The organism is Convivina praedatoris (assembly GCF_933208495.1).
Classification (GTDB): domain Bacteria; phylum Bacillota; class Bacilli; order Lactobacillales; family Lactobacillaceae; genus Convivina; species Convivina praedatoris.
On the sequence record NZ_CAKOET010000004.1, the window covers coordinates 1 to 19,028 of the forward strand.

At 38.3% G+C, this 19,028-nt stretch carries 14 protein-coding genes; 4 read left to right on the top strand and 10 right to left on the bottom strand.

Annotated elements, in window-relative coordinates:
• The 3 genes from M4974_RS04445 to M4974_RS04455 form a co-directional block, all read right to left on the bottom strand.
• Positions 1–1,271, bottom strand: a 1,271-nt coding sequence (locus tag M4974_RS04445) for a LysM peptidoglycan-binding domain-containing protein (RefSeq protein WP_331475443.1), incomplete at its 3' end; no start/stop codon positions are given.
• Positions 1,272–1,543: 272 nt separating this feature from the next.
• The gene (locus M4974_RS04450; RefSeq protein WP_248706868.1) at positions 1,544–2,329 is read right to left on the bottom strand and encodes a glucose-1-dehydrogenase; all 786 of its coding nucleotides are present in this window, start codon (positions 2,327–2,329) and stop codon (positions 1,544–1,546) included.
• 88 nt (positions 2,330–2,417) lie between these two features.
• Positions 2,418–4,178: an FAD/NAD(P)-binding protein gene (locus M4974_RS04455; protein WP_248706867.1), complete on the bottom strand. Its 1,761-nt coding sequence runs from the start codon at positions 4,176–4,178 to the stop codon at positions 2,418–2,420.
• A gap of 182 nt (positions 4,179–4,360) precedes the next feature.
• Between M4974_RS04455 and M4974_RS04460 the strand changes: the two genes are divergently transcribed.
• From M4974_RS04460 to M4974_RS04470, 3 genes are all read left to right on the top strand, one after another.
• Complete coding sequence (locus M4974_RS04460) at positions 4,361–7,438, top strand: leucine-rich repeat domain-containing protein (RefSeq protein ID WP_248715788.1); 3,078 nt, start codon at positions 4,361–4,363, stop codon at positions 7,436–7,438.
• 99 nt (positions 7,439–7,537) lie between these two features.
• Positions 7,538–7,741, top strand: a complete 204-nt coding sequence (locus tag M4974_RS04465) for a hypothetical protein (RefSeq protein WP_248706865.1) — start codon at positions 7,538–7,540, stop codon at positions 7,739–7,741.
• Positions 7,742–7,865: 124 nt separating this feature from the next.
• Positions 7,866–8,606 carry a CPBP family intramembrane glutamic endopeptidase gene (locus M4974_RS04470; protein ID WP_248715789.1) on the top strand — a complete coding sequence of 247 codons (741 nt, stop codon included), beginning with the start codon at positions 7,866–7,868 and terminating at the stop codon, positions 8,604–8,606.
• A gap of 24 nt (positions 8,607–8,630) precedes the next feature.
• Here M4974_RS04470 and M4974_RS04475 read toward each other — a convergent pair whose 3' ends face one another.
• From M4974_RS04475 to M4974_RS04490, 4 genes are all read right to left on the bottom strand, one after another.
• Positions 8,631–10,106 (bottom strand): peptide MFS transporter, encoded by a 1,476-nt coding sequence (locus tag M4974_RS04475; RefSeq protein ID WP_248706863.1) that lies wholly within the window; start codon positions 10,104–10,106, stop codon positions 8,631–8,633.
• Between the two features lie 138 nt (positions 10,107–10,244).
• Positions 10,245–10,769, bottom strand: a complete 525-nt coding sequence (locus M4974_RS04480; RefSeq protein WP_248706862.1) for an NUDIX hydrolase — start codon at positions 10,767–10,769, stop codon at positions 10,245–10,247.
• Between the two features lie 13 nt (positions 10,770–10,782).
• The gene (locus M4974_RS04485; RefSeq protein WP_248706861.1) at positions 10,783–11,547 is read right to left on the bottom strand and encodes a nicotinamide mononucleotide transporter; all 765 of its coding nucleotides are present in this window, start codon (positions 11,545–11,547) and stop codon (positions 10,783–10,785) included.
• A 143-nt stretch (positions 11,548–11,690) separates the two neighbouring features.
• Positions 11,691–12,056 carry a DUF805 domain-containing protein gene (locus M4974_RS04490; protein WP_248706860.1) on the bottom strand — a complete coding sequence of 122 codons (366 nt, stop codon included), beginning with the start codon at positions 12,054–12,056 and terminating at the stop codon, positions 11,691–11,693.
• Between the two features lie 220 nt (positions 12,057–12,276).
• Between M4974_RS04490 and M4974_RS04495 the strand changes: the two genes are divergently transcribed.
• Positions 12,277–12,675, top strand: a complete 399-nt coding sequence (locus M4974_RS04495) for a hypothetical protein (protein ID WP_248706859.1) — start codon at positions 12,277–12,279, stop codon at positions 12,673–12,675.
• A gap of 17 nt (positions 12,676–12,692) precedes the next feature.
• On the opposite strand, the gene M4974_RS04500 is transcribed toward M4974_RS04495, so the two are convergent.
• From M4974_RS04500 to M4974_RS04510, 3 genes are all read right to left on the bottom strand, one after another.
• Positions 12,693–13,796 (bottom strand): endonuclease/exonuclease/phosphatase family protein, encoded by a 1,104-nt coding sequence (locus tag M4974_RS04500; RefSeq protein ID WP_248706858.1) that lies wholly within the window; start codon positions 13,794–13,796, stop codon positions 12,693–12,695.
• Between the two features lie 164 nt (positions 13,797–13,960).
• Positions 13,961–16,300 carry a cation-translocating P-type ATPase gene (locus M4974_RS04505; RefSeq protein WP_248706857.1) on the bottom strand — a complete coding sequence of 780 codons (2,340 nt, stop codon included), beginning with the start codon at positions 16,298–16,300 and terminating at the stop codon, positions 13,961–13,963.
• Between the two features lie 188 nt (positions 16,301–16,488).
• Positions 16,489–18,933 (bottom strand): GH25 family lysozyme, encoded by a 2,445-nt coding sequence (locus tag M4974_RS04510; RefSeq protein ID WP_248715790.1) that lies wholly within the window; start codon positions 18,931–18,933, stop codon positions 16,489–16,491.
• Positions 18,934–19,028 lie beyond the last annotated feature (95 nt).

The following is a 19,028-nucleotide window of genomic DNA, read 5'->3' on the forward strand; positions in this document are numbered from 1 at the left end:
CTGGTTGATTCACTGATACTCTGAGCTAGCGCATTTGCTGTGCTAGTTGAAGCACTAGCACTTTGGTCAACTATGCTTTGTGAGGCACTAGCACTGTTAATTACTGAATCACTTTGACTAACAGCTTGACTGGTTGATTCACTAATACTTTTAGCTAGCGCATTTGCTGTGCTAATAGAATCACTGGCACTTACTAACTGACTTTGAGACAAACTATGTGAATTAGATGTCGAAGAAACTAAGCTGGCACTCACCGAATCAACTACGCTTGTTTCTACTGACTTATATTCAGAATTACTTTGGCTTTCTTGAGTGCTAAGCCGATCAGCCTGACTGGTCGAAGAAACTCCACTAATCAATGTAGAATTAGCTACACTAAGGCTAATTGATTGTGAATCAACAGTGTTTTGACTATTCGATGGACTAGTTGGATTAATTGCACTATTAGATGTACTGGTCTGAGAACTAATGCTCTCAGTCGATGCCACACTTTGACTTACTGAAATACTAGGTTGTTGGCTAGTGCTGTCAGTCGGCATCACACTTTGACTTACTGAAATGCTAGGTTGTTGGCTAGTGCTGTTAGCCGGCATCACGCTTTGACTTACTGAAATACTAGGCTGTTGACTAGTGCTGTCAGTCGGCATCACACTTTGACTTACTGAAATACTAGGTTGTTGGCTAGTATGGTTCGAAACCGATTGGCTAGTGCTTACAATTTGGTTTGTTGAAGCACTAAAACTAGTCGGATAATTAGGTGCTACAGTCGTACTAATCGGATTGATACCCGACGACGTAGTTTCCGAATTGGCCTGGGCAATCCCACCTTCAAAGGCTGAATTATTGGTCGTTGAAGATTGATCACGATCAATTAGCGGTTGCTTATTTCCAGCGCTGTAACTCAATACTTTATGTTGCTGACCCAAAGTATAACCAGCCCAAATCAAATCTCGGTTTGGGATTTGATAACGCTGTACTAAATCATCAACTGAAAGGTGATAGGCTGTAGCTATTGTTGTTAATGTATCTCCCCAACAAACCACATAATTATCCATATCTGTTTGCTTATTTTGGTTAGCAATTTGCTGCTGAACCTGATTCAGAGAATTCGCTTGCCAATAATGGCTATCATAACTCTGCAGTGGGGCTAAACTAGTCTCATTTGTTGAGGCACTAGCCTGCGCCGACATAATAAAACCAGTTGCTGACACCGCAACTAAAGTATTAACCAGCAAACTACCGACTTTAATCAGTTTCCACCGTTTTTCCATTGTAACCTCCCACAAGGTGTATATAAATCCTAAACCAAAATAATTCTAAATGGGCTTTTGCTAGCAATCATTATACCATTTTATGTTTTACAAATTATAATAAAAACGTCAGTAATCAAAGCATTTACATTTTTACTTTCATAAATTTAAGCCGTTATTTATGTTGAGACTCCTAGTATTAAATAACTACCTATAAATATTGCAACAATACCAATTTGAATAATCAATAATAAAAAGCAGACCGATATTGGTCTGCTTTTTATTATTGATTATTAACCGCGGCCGCCTTGAAAATTAGCATACAGGGTCATACCGCCATCAACAAACAATGTCGTTCCAGTAACATACTTAGCTTGATCAGAAGCCAGCCAAGCAGCTGCATCAGCAACATCCTCAGGATCGCCGATTTTTTCCATCGGAATCATCGACTGAGTTAACGCATATTGTTTAGGGTCAGCAAATTTTTCGGCATTAATTGGTGTGTTAATTGCACCAGGTGCAATCGCATTAACCCGAATTTGCTGTGGAGCGTATTCCATAGCAATTGTTTCCGTAAACAACTTCACACCACCTTTAGCAGTTGCATAACTAGCAAAAGTTGGCCAAGGAATTTGTTGATGAACCGAAGACATGTTAATGATATTACCAGTCTGATGTTTGGATAACCAGTAATTTAAAGCCGCCTTGGCCCCCATAAACACGCCGGTCAAGTTGACATCCAAAACCTTATTCCAATCGGCCAAACTCACTTCATGGGTCGGCTTTTGAATTTCCATACCAGCATTATTGACCCAAACATCAAGTCCACCAAAGTTTTCGATGGCTGCATCTAGTAATGCCTGTACGCCTTCTTCTGTAGAAATATCAGCTTGAACTGCGACCGCTTGTCCACCATTAGCTTGGATGTCAGCCACGGCATCATGAGCTCCCTGGGGATCATCATGATAGTTAATAACTAATCTCATGTGTTCCTGAGCATATCGATGGGCAATCGCCCGACCAATTCCTCTTGAACCACCGGTGATTACCGCAACTTTTTGATTTAAATCTGTATACATAAACATGCCTCCTAGCAGATACTTCAATTGCTAAACCGGATTTATCATAGCACAGCTTCAGTACCGATTGCCTTAAAACGAGTATATTTTATGACCGATTAGATTGAATCGCTCGCACAATCTTCTGAGCTGCTCGGCGAGCATAATCATCCCCACTCCGTGGACAAACATTAGTTAACCAGCGTTCCCCTTCGTTTAACTGACTGAAGACAAATAAGCTTTCGACTAACTGACCATCTTTGTTAAAAACCTGATAATTTTCATTGATATGTGGACATGCTAGAGCAATTTTTTGATCATTAACTTTTAGAATGCGATGGGTTAACCATCCCTTTGCCAATAAATTTTTAATCAAAGGATTGTCACTATCAGTTAAATTACGACTTGGTTGACGAGCTTCAAATAAGTAGTTAGCACTAAACTTATTATTGACAGTCAAGCTAGAAAATGCCTGAAATTGTCCGCTGATTAATTCAACTTCCATCTTAGGTGGCAGTAACTCCACTACTCCAGCTCTAATTAAAGCCGATAACTGCTCCAGTCGAAAACTGGGCGCTCCTGAAATTAAGAAGGTAAAATGACGAGCAAAGTCTGTTAAAAATTGATTTTTAAAATTATCATCACTAATAATTGGATCAATATAGATATCACGAATCGTATTGTAAAGTCCCCGAATCGTATCCAATCCAGTTAATAGAAAACCATTACGACTACCACGATTAGCATCGGCTGTTACCTGGTCCAGCCACTTCAAAGCATGAGATTGGTAGTTATTATCGACAACATTTTGCAATGGGTTCAAAACTGCCGACCAGTCTAACGGCGATAAATTATACTCAATTGGCAGGCCAGCTTGGGCCACAAAATCTTTTTCAAACTGAACACAATCAACATCGCCTTTCATTTTAAGTTGGCGCTTATAATAAGACAACTCTACTTCTAAACGAATCAATTGATTAAAAGCTTGATAATGCGAACAACCTTTTGCAGCTGCCCATCTTTTAACTTTTTCAACCGACAAAAAACGTCCCGGTCTCTCACTATCCGACCCGTCCTGATTTAATGGACGCGGATAATGAGGTAAACCACTGCGTGAGCCAACAATCAATTGTTGCTCTTTTCCACTAGATTGGTATTGTAGTAAATTTTCTTGATTGCGGTAAAAACTACCCTGCCAGTGTGCTAAAAATTGTGCCAAAATGTCATAAAAATTCAATCCCAATCCACGTATAATCACATTTTCACTAGCTGGTATAGTCGCAATTAATCCCGTGGGCATCTGAACACTTGGCACTTGATAAACTAAGTTATTTCGTTGAGCACCCTCAAACAATGCCTTCGTCTGGTCACGCAACCCTTCTCGACCGCTACTGATGGTAATGACCACTTGGTCAAAGTCTTCCTGATACGATTCCCAACTTAACCACCATTGTCCATCTTGTTGCTCAATTTTAGAAACTAAACTTTTTTCTACCTTTAGATGCTTAGTAACTGGTAAAGTTTGGAAACAAAACTTCAAATAGGCACCAAATAACCGACGAGTTGGATAATCATTCCCAGCTAACCCACGTAAATCTTGAAGTAGATCATCACTAATAGACGGTTCACTTTTAATAAAATCCTCGGCTTGTTCTTGACTCCATTCAAACAAATTAGGCACAAAATCAAATTCTTGTACTTGTTCAGCTGGCGTATTCATAATTAAATTAGCTGGTTGAGCAGTCTGCCAAGTTTGTCCTCCAATGGAAAATGGGTCAAACAGTTTAACCTGAGCCTTAGGCAATTGCGCTAAGACCTGTTGGACAATCAAAAGTCCCCGCGGACCCGCACCAATTATTGCTATTTTCATCATTTGGCTCCTAACTATTTAGACGTTTAAAACACTGAGTATTCACATAAACAATTATAGTTTTTTTAGTTATAAAAAACATAAATAAGATTGGTCTACTTGTTATATTACTAATTTAGAATTATGATTTAATTAGTATTGTAATATTTAGTTTTTACGTAAAAGAAAATGAGGGACCTCAAATGGAACACTTTAAACTATATAAATCTGGTAAACAATGGGTTGTTGCCGGCCTTAGTTTGGCTAATGTCGCCTTACTAATCAGCCTTAATCCAACTCCTGTGTCCGCTGACGTAACGTCAAATAATAGTGTCACTACAGTTCAAAACAGTGAGACTAAACCACAATCCCAAGATACCTCGACTTCAACTGCCCCTATTGTTGTTGAAAGTCAATCCATCAATTCCACCAACACAAGTACTGCCGGATCTGAATCGACTCTATCGCAATCAACTATTAGTACAACGGACAGCGATGCTAAACAAATAAACGATATCAATCAATGGATGCCGGATACTAAGTTGCAAAAGGAAGTTGCTAACCAATTGAAAAGCTCACAATTTACTCAGGAGCAAATGCAACAACTGACGGATTTAAATCTTCGAGCTAGTGATATCACTAATTTAACTGGCTTACAATATGCAACTAATTTAAAGACGTTAGATATTAGTTTTGATAAAATCAGTGATCTTAGTCCATTAGCTAACTTACATCAGTTAGAAAAGTTAAGCTTTACGCTTAATAAAAGTGATCAGTTACCTGATTTAGCTGTATTAAAAAATCTAACCAATCTAAAAGATTTATCTCTAGCTGGAAATAACTATGGCAGCCAAGCCGAACAATTACAAATTATTAGTAATTTAACCGGATTAGAATCACTTGACCTGCAAGATACAAAATTAACCGCCGTACCTGATTTAACTAAACTAACGCAATTACATAGTTTAAGTTTAATGTCCAACAAAATTGCTGATTTGAGTCCCTTAAGTCAGTTAACGCAGCTTACCAGTCTAAAAATTTCCAAAAATACTTTTAAAAGCATTGATTCCTTGGCTAGTTTAACGAATTTACAAGAACTTCGGGTTGGTTTAAACCAAATTCAAGACGTTTCCGCCTTGAAAAACATGCCCAATTTAACTCTTTTATCGCTTAGTCAAAGTAACGTCGATAATGATAGCTTGAAGGTTGTTGGTCAATTAACTAAATTAGAAAGTTTATCTTTAGACTTCAATTACAAGATTTCCGATTTAACGCCACTAGCTAATCTGTCTCAACTAAAAGTCCTTTATTTGGATAAAAATAGCATCGTTAAGTTAGATTCCCTAGCCAATTTAACTCATTTACAAGAGCTGACTCTTAGTAACAATCAAATTCAAGATTTAACACCGCTAAAGAACTTAACTGAATTACAAACCTTAAATCTTTTAAAAAATCAAGTAACTGACTTGAGTCCTTTGCAGAATCTAAGCCAACTCCAAAGTTTAAACGTTCGTAATCAGAATTTAACCTTACCTGAGTTCACTTTACAAAACGGTACAAAACATATTCAAACAATTCCCATTAAAGATATCAATGGACAAATTATTACCTTGGTACCAGCTAGTGACACTAAAGCAACCGTTGGCCCAGATAATAAAATTATTTATGACAATATTACTAAAACACAAGATGCTCACTTTTCTTGGAGCAATGCCAAAGGACTTAGTGCCCTAACGCAACGTTTTACTGGCTCAATTACCCAACCAATCCAAGTAAAATCTAACTCAGACAATCAAACTAAAACGATTAAATTGGCAGTTTTGAAAGGCGATGGTAGCAATCAGACTTCGGTGGCCAGTAACTTTATTAGCCCTCTTGCTCAATTGACTGATTTAGGCGAGCAAAAGTATCAATTAGACGTTACGGTTACTGTCCCTGAAAGTTATGGCACTGACAGTATCACGTTCCAAAATGGTAAAAAAGTTCAAACCAGCCAGGTTGGCCAGCAATATATTATCATTTATCGTTTCCCACTAACTAGCCAGGACGTCCAAAGCAGTAACTTGTATGAAAATATGCACGTTAATATTACAAGTATCGGTTATAATCATGAATATGGTGTTTATTTCAAACTTGGATCAGATGATACCCCTTCAAGTGACAGCACTTCTACCAGTACCACACCAGATAGTACTTCAACTAAGAGCGAATCTACTAGTGTTGCACCGGACAGTACTTCGACTAAGAGCGAATCTACCAGTGCTGCGCCGGATAGCACTTCCACTAAGAGCGAGTCAACTAGTGTTGCATCGGACAGTACTTCGACTAAGAGTGAATCTATTAGTATTACACCGGACAGTACTTCGACTAAGAGTGAGTCTACTAGTGTAACGCCGGATAGTACTTCAACTAAAAATGAATCTACCAGCGCCACACCAGATAGTACTTCAACTAAAAATGAATCTACCAGCGCCACACCAGATAGTACTTCAACTAAGAGCGAATCTACTAGTGTTGCACCGGATAGTACTTCGACTAAGAGCGAATCTACTAGTGTAACGCCGGATAGTACTTCAACTAAAAGTGAATCTACCAGCGCTGCACCGGACAGTACTTCAACTAAGAGCGAATCTATTAGTGCTGCGCCGAATAGTACTTCAACCAAGAGTGAATCTACTAATGTGACGCCGGATAGTACTTCAACGAATAGTGAATCGAATAGCGTGACACCAGATAGTACTTCCACTAAGAGTGAATCGAATAGTGTTACGTCGGATAGTACTTCGACTACGATCCAGTCAACAAATTCTACATCTAGCAAAAATCGTCCTGATTCTGATTCAACTAATTCTCAATCAGGTAACACTTCAACAGGTACTTCTACTGCTAGTCAGTCAACCAACTCAACATCTCATAAAGCTCGTCCAAACGCTGATTCAAGTGATTCTACATCAAATAGTGGCTCAACAGGCACAGCATATAACAGCACTTCTGCTACCAGTCAGTCATCAACTTCAACAGATAGGAAGAATCGCCCCGCTGCTGATGCAACTGATACCTCAACCAGCATGACATCAAGCCGTAGTGCTGTACGTCCAACTACCAGTCATCCCAATCAGCTTTCAGCCACTAATTATGATTCAACTAATTCAGCGGTTCAAGCTAATTCAGCTTTACCTAAAACGAGTCAACATTCTTCGACAACAAGCACTGTTGGTTTGTTAGCCTTAGCTGGAGTTAATGCCGCCCTATTCTTTGGTATTAAGAAAAGTAAACATTAATTACGAGAAACGTTAGTCACACGACTAACGTTTTTTTATTAAAAATATACTTTTACGGTATAATTTAGGTGTAAAAAGAACGCTAATTGGAGAATCATCATGAAAAAGATTACCATCATTTTAGCTATTACATCTTGGTTATTAGCCTTGTTTACACTAATCCAGGCATATTTAACAGATAACTTACTATCTTTATTACCAATTTATGCTTACAACAGTCCACAAGGACGATTGGGCTGGTCATTAACCGTGGCAATAATACTATCCATATTGAGCTTTATTTTAAAACAATCTAAAAAATAATAACGAAGTCGAATTGTCAGATAGTAAAGATATACAGTTCATTTATTTCCTAAACTCTATTACTCACGATATAGTATAGTTTTTAACGGTAATAATATCGTAAAAATTTTGGAGAATAACAGCTATGACCTTGATCAAAAGCCATAACTATCTGATTCCTAAACTATTTCTAGTCTACAGCATTTATTTAATTTGGATGTTGGTTCCAATCCCATTTAGCCGAGGTTCCTTACTAGCACCCACACTAACTACTCTGCTACTTCTTGGTTTAAATCACTTTGTAACCAAACAAAAGATTAATTGGTCGTGGAAACTCTCCCGTAAATCATTCATTGCCGTTAGTATCTTAACGGCTATCCTAATTTTGTTGACCATTCCCCGTCAGCAACCATCGTTTTTAATTTACCTACAGTCGCTAGATGCTGGTATTAATGAGGAGCTACTCGACCGTGGAATTGTTTTGGCTACCCTATTAATTTTATTTAAAAACAGTTCCAATCCAAAGGCGCAATTACTGTGGCCAATCATTCTTTCCTCATTAATTTTTGGACTATCCCATTTTATGAATTTAAGCTGGCAAGATCCACTATCAACATTATTTCAAGTCACAACCGTATCAGGTACCGGATTTTTATTGGCTTGTATCTACCTTAGAACCCATAATATTTTACTAGCAATGTACTGTCATTTTTTCATCGATGCCTATCTTGGTTTAATTTCAAAATTTGATAGCTTAGATTCTGGTAATTCCATCGTCACAATAGAAATGATTCCTTTAGAATCACTAAGTACCTTGATTCATATAATTATTGAGGTTGGCATCGGCCTCTTCCTCATTCGCAAGCAACTAAAAAGTCGCGGTTAATTAACCACGACTTTTCTTATTCAATCAATTGACATCTAACATTAACTTCTTAATCTTAGGAATGAATAACGCCAAAATAACAGCCAGCAAGACACATAGTCCACCAAAACTGCTAAAGTAAGTAACTTCGTGTTGCGGACTGTACAATTTAACAAATTGGGCGTTCAGAGCCGAACCGGCCGTACTACTCAAAAACCACATGGCCATCATCTGCGCCATAAAGGCTTTGGGTGCCAGTTTCGTCGTTACCGACAAGCCAACCGGCGAAATCAACATTTCACCGATAATCACCAAAGCCCATGAACCAATTAACCACCATGGTGATACTTTAACTGTAGTACCGTATAAAATCCCTGGCAAAGCCATTAACAAAAATGATAAGCCAGCAAAAATCAATCCTACCGAAAATTTAGTCGGTGTTGAGGGCTGTTTTTTACCCCAATATTGCCACAAAAAGGCAAAAGGTGCACTATACAGCATAATAAACAGAGGGTTTAAAGATTGAAACATTGCGGGTGTCACAAAGTTCAAAGTATGGCTATAATCAATGCGATCAGCCGCAAAGGTTGCTAAAATAATTGATCCCTGCTCTTCAATTGCCCAAAAGAGCGTGGCCGCGATGAACAGCGGAATATAGGCAATTACCCGTGAACGCTCGATTTTTGTTACCTTAGTGCTAGAAATCATCCAAACAAAATACGAAATTGGTAGCAAGACACTAACTAAGGTCAATAAATTAATGAAATCAGTAATTGAATCCATCCTGTTGACAATCATCAAGACCACAACCACAATCGCACCAGCCACCCCTGCACTGATTTTTAAGGCCAGGGGCTTAACTTCTTCAGGTTTCACTGGGTCAGGAGCAATATCTGACACCTGAGCCAAATTCTTATGCCCCAAAACTAGTTGTACCAAGCCTACAAACATCCCAATCGCTGCTAGTGAAAAGGCTAAATGAAAACCGTATCGATTTTGCGTCCAGCCTACCAGAATTGGTGCAATAAAGGCTCCTAAATTAATTCCAAAGACAAAAATTGAAAAACCCGCATCCCGCCGTGAATCATCTTTAGCATACAAAGAACCAACCATCGAAGAAACATTTGGCTTTAAAAAGCCTGTTCCGGCAATAATAAAAATCATCGAACCAAACAATCCTAAAGCACCAGCCGGTAATGATAGGCAAATATGTCCTACCATGATGGCCACACCACCAATCAACACTGTCCGATACTCACCCAAAAAGCGATCGGCAACAAAACCTCCTACGACTGAGGAAAGATAAACTAGCGAGGCATAAATAGCCATAATCGAAGCAGCAGTTGGTTTATCAATTGCTAATTGGCCAGTATCCATCAAATGCCAGAGATAAAAGAGCAAGATTGCCCGCATACCGTAGTAACTAAAACGCTCCCACATTTCAGTTTGAAATAAATTCCTTAATCCCCAAGGCTGGCCTAGAAAGGTCTTCAGATTTACTTCTGTTCGCTGCTCATTCATAATCGCATCTCCACAATGTTAAGTTATCTGATAATTATACTCGCAATTCACACGGAAAGTTAACCATTTTATCAGATTAGTATAGGATTATTTTTAGATAAAAAGAGAACCAAAATTAAATTTTGGTTCTCTTTTTATTCACATTAATTTTAAGTAAAGTAAGGCCACGTGAGATGCGGCTCCATCCGTTTGAGTTAGAGCATCATCAATGCTAACCCACTTTCGATTACGGATATCTTCATCTTGATCAAAATTTTGATCCACCAGCTGATAATGTCCAGCAACCAGACGGGCTAGATAGATATTGCTGAATTCGGATAGAATGCCGTTGGACAAACTTATTCGGTCAACACTATGCAAAAATTCTGATTCAATCAAATAACCAGTTTCTTCGGCTAGTTCTCGTTGAGCTGTAACAGCGGGATCTTCATTACTATTCACCCGCCCAGCCGGTAATGACCAAGAAAAACTAGCAATTGGCGCTCGAAATTCATTTACAATTAAAACTTGATGCGCTTCATTAACTAGGGCAATAGTAATTGAATCGCTGGTCATAACGCTTTGTCGATCAATCGATTGGTGTTGATTTTCTAAATCAATGACTTGATCCTTAACTTTAAAAACCGCCCCTTGATAAACGGTTTTATCCTTTAAAATTCGCATCGTTTTCCTTTAACTAGCTAGCTAACTTTGATTTTTCATCGACCCGAGCTTGTAAGTGTTTTTGACTGATCCAAGAAACACCCGCCATCACTGAATTAATAATGTAATAAACATACTTCGCCACATTTGCCCAATTTCTGAGGCTAATTGTCTTCCCTAACTGCGCCAAATTATAGATGGCCCAAAATGACCACTGCGATGGTAATTTAAGCACATTTAAAACATTAGCAACTAGGGATAAAGAAAAAGTGACTGAGGCGAAATAGTACAAAAGATTTAAAGGCCAGTGAGCCAACCATACATAGGCAATCCAATTTAAACCAAATCCAGCAGTAAAAGCTACCAAAATCAAGCACACTAAGAATATACCAAACCTTTTGTGATGACCAAAGCCATCCTGATATTTCTTAGCCCAATTTTGCCCCGCCTTCCAATTAAGATAAACAGAGACTGGATAAGTAATAATCGCACCGACATTTCCTAAAAGGAAATCAATTAACCCTGAAAAAATAGTGTTAATCCAACCGACGAGATTACCAATATTATTAACTTTGGCAACTAATCTGGTCGACATAACTGAAGCAATTGATGAACAGGTTGAAACAATTCCTATTAATGGAAGCTGATACCACCAGCCTTGCTGTCCCTTAAACAGCCAGGAAGCGCTCAGCGGCGTACGGTAGTAGCCCATTACCCCAACAGTTGTTAAGATAATTAAAATTCCAACCAAGTCGAACAATTTTGACTCGGCAACTCTCTCCAATCTAGTGTTATACATTATTTTCTCCTCATTGTTTTTATCGTCCCGTGTTCGGAAGCAACGGACGGTATTGAGAGGGGATTCCCCCCTTCAACATCATTAATGTTTATTATAGCTAAAAATTAAAATAAGAAAACTAGCACATCTAGCCTTCCTATTTTTTACTGCCAGCGATTACGTTTTGATGAGAACAAGAGCAATATAATCAACCAAATTTCACCAAAAATTGGTAAGAATTGAATGAAAATCCACCAGCCAGAATGATCAGAATCGTGCAAACGACGAACCTTTACCGATAAATTCCCCAACCAAACCACGAGGGCAATTACCTTGGCGACCAAATTAACACTTAAATCAGTCAAATTATAAATAGTTTCAATTGAGTGACCTGAGTTCTTCGTAACAATACTGACTAAAAGAACACCGAGGAAGTAGTTGATAATGGTAGGCCACCAGAAATCACTTCGGGATGCAGTGCCCGAAAAGTTCAAAATATTCTGCCAAAATCTCCGATATGATTCAATCAAAAGAAGGCTCCTTTGTTAGCTTTTAACGTCGATCATATTTGGACGTATCATGCTATTTTTAAATTTTCAGCTAACATTCCCATAAGTACATAATCAGAAAGGTTAAAATAAGAATCTATTAATTTCGATTTCATGTCCTTTTGAATCATTGTAAAATAGAAATGTGGCTAATTTCGATTAATCCTAGCAAAATAATACTACAGTATCTATCAAAAATTATATGAAACATAAAAATAAATATTTTTTCAAAATAATTTTAATATTAATTATCCTAATTATAGTTATTCTAGCGGGCATTTTTTGTCATCCTACTGAACTCAAGCATGCCAAATATCAATCTCAAACTGGTCGTTATGAAAAACAAATCGTCGCTAATATTGCTGATACTTTCCAGGATATTCATAGCATCACCTTTAAAAGCTATAAAATTTCAGCTATGAATCCAAGTTTAATTGAAGTCACGATTGCCATCAATGACGAACAAACGCCTGAACAATTACTCACCTATTCAATTGTCCCCTATGACGATCAACCGCATTTAACCAAGTACCAAAAATTACCAACCACCAAAGGTAAAAGCAATCGTAATCAAATTAAAATTCAAAATACTTCGGAATAAAAAGTATTAAACCGTTTTTATTCCAAAGTGAATTCTAATTTAACTGGATTATGATCGGCATAACGGAACTCAGTATCAATGTCAGTGGCCGTTGCTTTAACATTATTCGAAACAAAGAAACCATCACAAACTGTCATATAGTTAACCTTGGGATCATACTTCATTTCGGCGCCACGAACAGTTGGTACCGTTTCACGGTTTTGTGCTTTCACCATGGTAATACCTTCTGGTAACATGCTCTGATCAATATCTGAAACCCAATCAGGACGTTTTTCACCGTGGGCAAAGTGCATAATCATATCTTGACCAAGAGCAAAATTGAAATCACCACCAACAATCACATAATTACCAGCTTGGTACTCTTTTTCCATGATACCGTTTAATAACTTCATCTGAGCCTTGCGCATCTTACCACCCTTGTCATAGGCCGACATATGGCTGTTGAGCATAACCAAATCTTTTCCATCTTTAACTGGCATACGCATTACAGAAAAACAGCGATCTAAATCAACAAACTTTGAAATAAATGAGCTACTAACAGGATACTTACGGCGCTCAGCATTATCAATTTGATAACGACTCAGACTAAGCAAACCAGAATTGGCAATCCCATGAGGATCATAGATTGGCACCGCAATAAAGGCAGTATGGAAGTTTACCGCAAAGGTACTGGCGTAATGGTTAAATGCCTGTTCCAACATGCTGACCTGTGGTACATGTTTGCTACGGGTTGAATCAGTATCAATCTCTTGAAAAAACATGAAATCTGCATTCTGCGCCTTCATGGTATTGATGACGCCATTGGTTGAATCTAAGACCGCCTGCTTAGAAATAGCGGTTCCACGATGTCCCTTAACTTTAGTACCGTCTTTTAACTCTCCCGTGTCCATGAAGAAATCAAAATCATGGTTATAGGCACCAAAACCAACATTATAGGTCGTAGCCGTATACTGCTTTCCTAGTTGTAACTGGGTACTTTGATTGTTATGAACTGTTAGCTGTTTATGGTCGGCGATTCGATAATAATTAGCCTGCATATAGCAACCATAAGCAAAAATAAGAACGATTAATAGAGCCACTAAAATCCCTATACCAATTCCTATTTTCTTCAAGATTTTCATTATGTAGTTTCCTTTCTAATACAACATAATAATATTAAACCAAAATCAAAGATAAACCAATTAAAATATCATAAGCGTATATATTTAACATTAGATTCACATTTTTTATCAAATAAAAAAGTCCGGTGTTAACTACCGAACTTTTTATTCTATGTGAAAAAAACTTATCCATTTTGTTTTCTATGTTCATTCCATAGTAAAAATCTTTGAACAGTTCTGCCAACTAACCAATAAACTGGGAAAGTCGATACAATCAATGGGCAGTAAATTAACGCCAAATGCCAATCAAAAATATTCACAAACGAGAATGGTCGATGCAAAACCGTAAAGACCACCACAGTAGCTACCGCACAGGCAGCCAGCATGAAAATTTTATACGAATTATAGGGCTTTGATACCGACAACAAAACATTAAAAGAAACCACAGCAATCAGAATCGAAGACATGGTAGCAGTTGTGTTATAGTCTAACCCCATTAACTTTGAAAGTAACGTCAAAAATAAGTTATACAAGACGACACTAATAGCTGCTGGCGCAGCCACCGACAAAGTTGAGTGCATAAAATTACCACTTACTCGTTGGAAATTAGGCTCCAAAGCCAAGAAGAACGATGGTACAGCAACTAATACCGCCGAAATTGGCGTTAAATTAATTGGAATAATTGGGTAATCCAGCATTAAACACAAATAGATAATCGAAAGTAAAACCGAATAAATCGTTTTAACCAAATACATTGAAGCAACACGCTGAATATTATTGATGACCCGGCGCCCTTCATTAAGAACCCCAGTCATTGCTTCAAAATTAGAATCTAACAAGACAAACTCAGCAATTGAACTAGCTGCTTCAGAACCACTAGCCATGGCGACACTACAATCAGCTTGCCTTAGAGCAGGAACATCATTAACCCCATCTCCGGTCATGGCAACCGTGTGGTGTTGCTCTTGTAATGCCATAATCAAATGCCTCTTTTGCTCGGGTGTTACTCGGCCAAACACAGTATTTTCACGGGTTAAGGAGACAAAGTCAGCCTTTTCACCAACTTTACTCATATCTACGTAGCTATCAGCATTTTCAATTTTAGCTCGTTGCGCAATACTAGCAACTGTGGCCGGATTATCCCCAGAAATCACTTTTAGCGTTACATCTTGGTCTTTGAAAAAAGCAAAAGTGTCAACAGCTCGAGGACGTAACTCATCAGTAATTAAAACCAAACCCATTAAAGTCATAGCTGGCAATGGATGACTCAAGCCCTTAGTACTTTTGGCAATTACCAAAACTCGATAACCTTGGTGGGTATAATTTTCAGCCTGCTTAGCCAACTGATCTGGTAAACCATCTGGGAAAACAAATTCTGGAGCCCCCAACACAAGCCCTTGGCCACTGATGACAATCCCAGACCATTTATAGGCTGAGTCAAACGGGAAAGATGCTTCCACCGGCTGACTTTTAAAATCAGGTACGGCATCTTTCAAAGCTAGCGCAGTTTCATTATCGTCATTTAGGGCATAAACAATCTGCGCAGCAGCTTGTTTAACTTCATCCTTGGTAAACGAATCAGCAGTGACAATATCAGCTAATTTTAGTTTACCGCTTGTAATTGTTCCTGTTTTATCTAGGCACAAAACATCTACTCGAGCCAAAGATTCAATGGCTGGCAGTGAACGAACTAGTACCCGCTTTTGCGCTAAATTCCGTGCAGAAACTGCCAAAGCTACGTTGGTCAATAGAACTAATCCCTCTGGAATCATCCCCAACATGGCCGCACTGGCACTTAAAATTGCACGATTATAGTCCCCTCGTTTAAGCATTGAAACCATAAAGAGTGTAATTCCTAACGGAATCAAAATATAGGTTAATACTTGGATAATTCGATTAATCGTTTTGAGTAATTGACTATTGTTTTTCTTTTCTTTTTTGACAGAAAGAGCAATTTTAGAAACCGACGTATCTTTCCCAACTGCAGTAACTTCCATAAAAGCTTTTCCAGCCAAGATAAAAGAACCTGAAAATACTTGGTCACCGTTTCCTTTTTCAATCGGAATTGATTCACCAGTTAACTGACTTTCATCACAGCTTAAACCATCAGTAATTGTGATCCTACCATCGACTGGAACCTGATCGCCTCGACGAAGCACAATTACATCACCCAAAACGATTTGTGATTGATCGATTTCATCTTCTTGACCATCACGAATGACCTTGGTTTTTGCTGTCGCTACCAAGGATAGTTTATCAATTTGGTGTTTACTACGTATTTCTTGAAAAGTACCGATGACAGTATTAATTACCGCAATGAACAAAAACAATAAGTTGCTTAAACGCCCGGTGGTGATAATCAAAATACCAATGACAAAGTTGACAACGTTAAACAAGGTCAAGGTGTTATCTTGAATAATCTGTCGCACTGTCCGAGTTAACGGCTTTAAAGGTAAATTATGGTGGCCTGCATCAAACTGGGCCTGTACTTCTGCTTGGGTTAACCCCATCGGTTTTTTTGTCATTAGTTCTCCATTGCGTCTGATCAATCAAATCCTATGATATGAATGATGCCATAATGATTAAATTATTAATTTACATATGGTTTTATTTTACTAAATTTCATCTTTAAAATCAGGTATTTTACTCAAATAACTTAGAAAGTTATGAGTTTATTTTCATAATAAAAAACCCTAAAAAGGGTTTTTTAAATTCAGGCATGATTCCAAGCTTTATTAGCATCAAACCAAACAATCCCAACTCCTTCAGGATAGTCGATACCGATGGCATTGCTAGCAGTATCATACTTACTAATATTACCACGTTGGTATTGAGCCTTAAATTTAACCTGATCACCCACCTTGAAACTATTGGAACCATTGGTATTTTCCAAAAGCACGGTTGGAATACCATTATCAGTCCAATCAAATGGATCGGCAGTCAATTCACTGATCCGAACCTGTTGCAGTCCATTAACATTTTGGACTTCATTGACAGTCATCGTTCCTTCCAAAATGTAGTGATTTCCTTCATCTTGAAATTTCTCAATGCTTGTTGTTACGGCCTTATGCAAGTTCCCACCAGTTGTAGAAATGCCACTACCGTTAAATAGGGATGGATTATAAAGAATTGAACCGTCAAATTGACCAGTTACACCGGCAAAAGTAGCTGAACTTGTCCATTGCCACATACCGTTTTCACCATGACGCAAATCAGATGAACTTGGATAATATGGGTATTGTGCCATCCAAACTCGGTCATTACCAACAAAGCTTAGGTTAATACCCGTTTCCTTTTGGTAAGTTGGATTTAGATAAATCGAAGTATTGTAATAACCACGATCCTTTAATGTCTGATTAAAGTTAGCAGCATCAGCTGTCACTGTTGATGATTTAGTATCATTTTCTTCCAAATCATTAATCATCAATGTATCTTTGTTCAAACCATATTTAACCGCTGCATCAGCAAAATAATTTGCTTCGTTTTGAGCCATTTGACCATTATTGTAATGTGAATAGTGGTAAGCACCGACTGCTAAGCCAGCAGCTTGGGCATTATGAATTTGCTCTTGCGCATATGGATTTTGGTAATTGGTACTTTCCGTTAGCTTAACAATGACAGCCTTGACCCCTTGCTCTTTCATTCGAGTAAAGTCTTGAACACTCAGATGTCCGTTATGAGAGGAAATATCAACAACATCAATGGCTGGCGTTGAACGATGATTTTTAATATCAGCTAATGAAGCTGAGACGGAACTACGATAATCATTAACTGCTGTTTGAGATTCTTGTTCGTGCTTTTGTTGATCAGCAACGCTCAGACTAGTACTTTCAGAACTTTTTTGTGAAGCCCACTTAACATCAGCTTGGCTTTGACTGATTGAATCTAACTGTGATTGTTGCTGGCTAGCACTTTGACTAACACTCAATGAAGCTTGTTGACTAGCAGCAGTACTTTGATTCATCGAATCAACCTGATTTTGTTTCTCAGACGTCTGTTGGCTAGCAGCAGTACTTTGGTTCATTGAATCAGCTTGAGTTTGCTTTTCAGAAGCTTGTTGGCTAGCAGCAGTACTTTGGTTCATTGAATCAACTTGAGTTTGCTTTTCAGAAGCTTGTTGGCTAGCAGCAGTGCTTTGGTTCATTGAATCAGCTTGAGTTTGCTTTTCAGAAGCTTGTTGGCTAGCAGCAGTGCTTTGGTTCATTGAATCAGCTTGAGTTTGCTTTTCAGAAGCTTGTTGGCTAGCAGCAGTACTTTGGTTCATTGAATCAGCTTGAGTTTGCTTTTCAGAAGCTTGTTGGCTCATCACTGTACTAGTACTCTGAGAAATGGTTGCTTGACTATTAGAATCAACAATACCAGTACTTTGTGTTTTTGAATCAATCATAGTGGAAGAATCTAAAACAACTTGTGATTGTTGAGTGGATGTCTTTGTACTTTCTGTTGAATGGTCCGGTTGAACTGGTGCTAAGGATTGACTAACAGGCTCTTGAGGCTGAGTTGAAGTTTGATTGCTCCTGGTACTTTCACTCTGTGCATTAGTCGATGTTTGAACACTATTGGTATTCGTCGCGGTTGATTGAGACTCTAACTGAGACTGAGTAGTTTGGCTACTTGACTCTGTTTGCTGGCTAACGGTGTCGGTCATTGGTATCACCGTATTCCCCATCACATGGTCAGTAGTATCAGCAACGGTCTGTGGCAATGCCACTGCCACAGTAGTTCCGGGCTTAGTAGTATTTGCCACTGTCACACTAGTTTGTGTCAACTTAGCTTGGAAAACTGCCTGTTGTCCTAAGGTATAACCAGCAAAAATCAAATCTGGATTGGTCAAATGATAACGAGTAACTAGAACATTAGTATCGACCCCGTAGGCTAAGGCAATAGCATTGAGTGTGTCGCCCCACTGAACTACATAATGATCCATGTCATGGCGCATCCCCTGAGCATCAATACTAGTTTGAATTTGTTCAGTAGAATTAGCGTGCCAAACTTGGTTCGTAACCATAGCTTCCCCATGATCACTTTTAGTGGTTGCCTGGGCCACATTGGCCCCTAAGGGAGCAACAGCAGCCAACACAGAGAAAGTTGCTCCGATATTAACTAGATATTTCCCAGCCTTAGCTAAGTGCCACTTTGTATTTTTTGAATGTTTCATATGTAATTTTTCTCCTTACTCCAACACACATTTTAAAATCAATTATAGCAGACTTAGAACAAAGTAAAATTTAATTCTAATAAATCTATTATAAA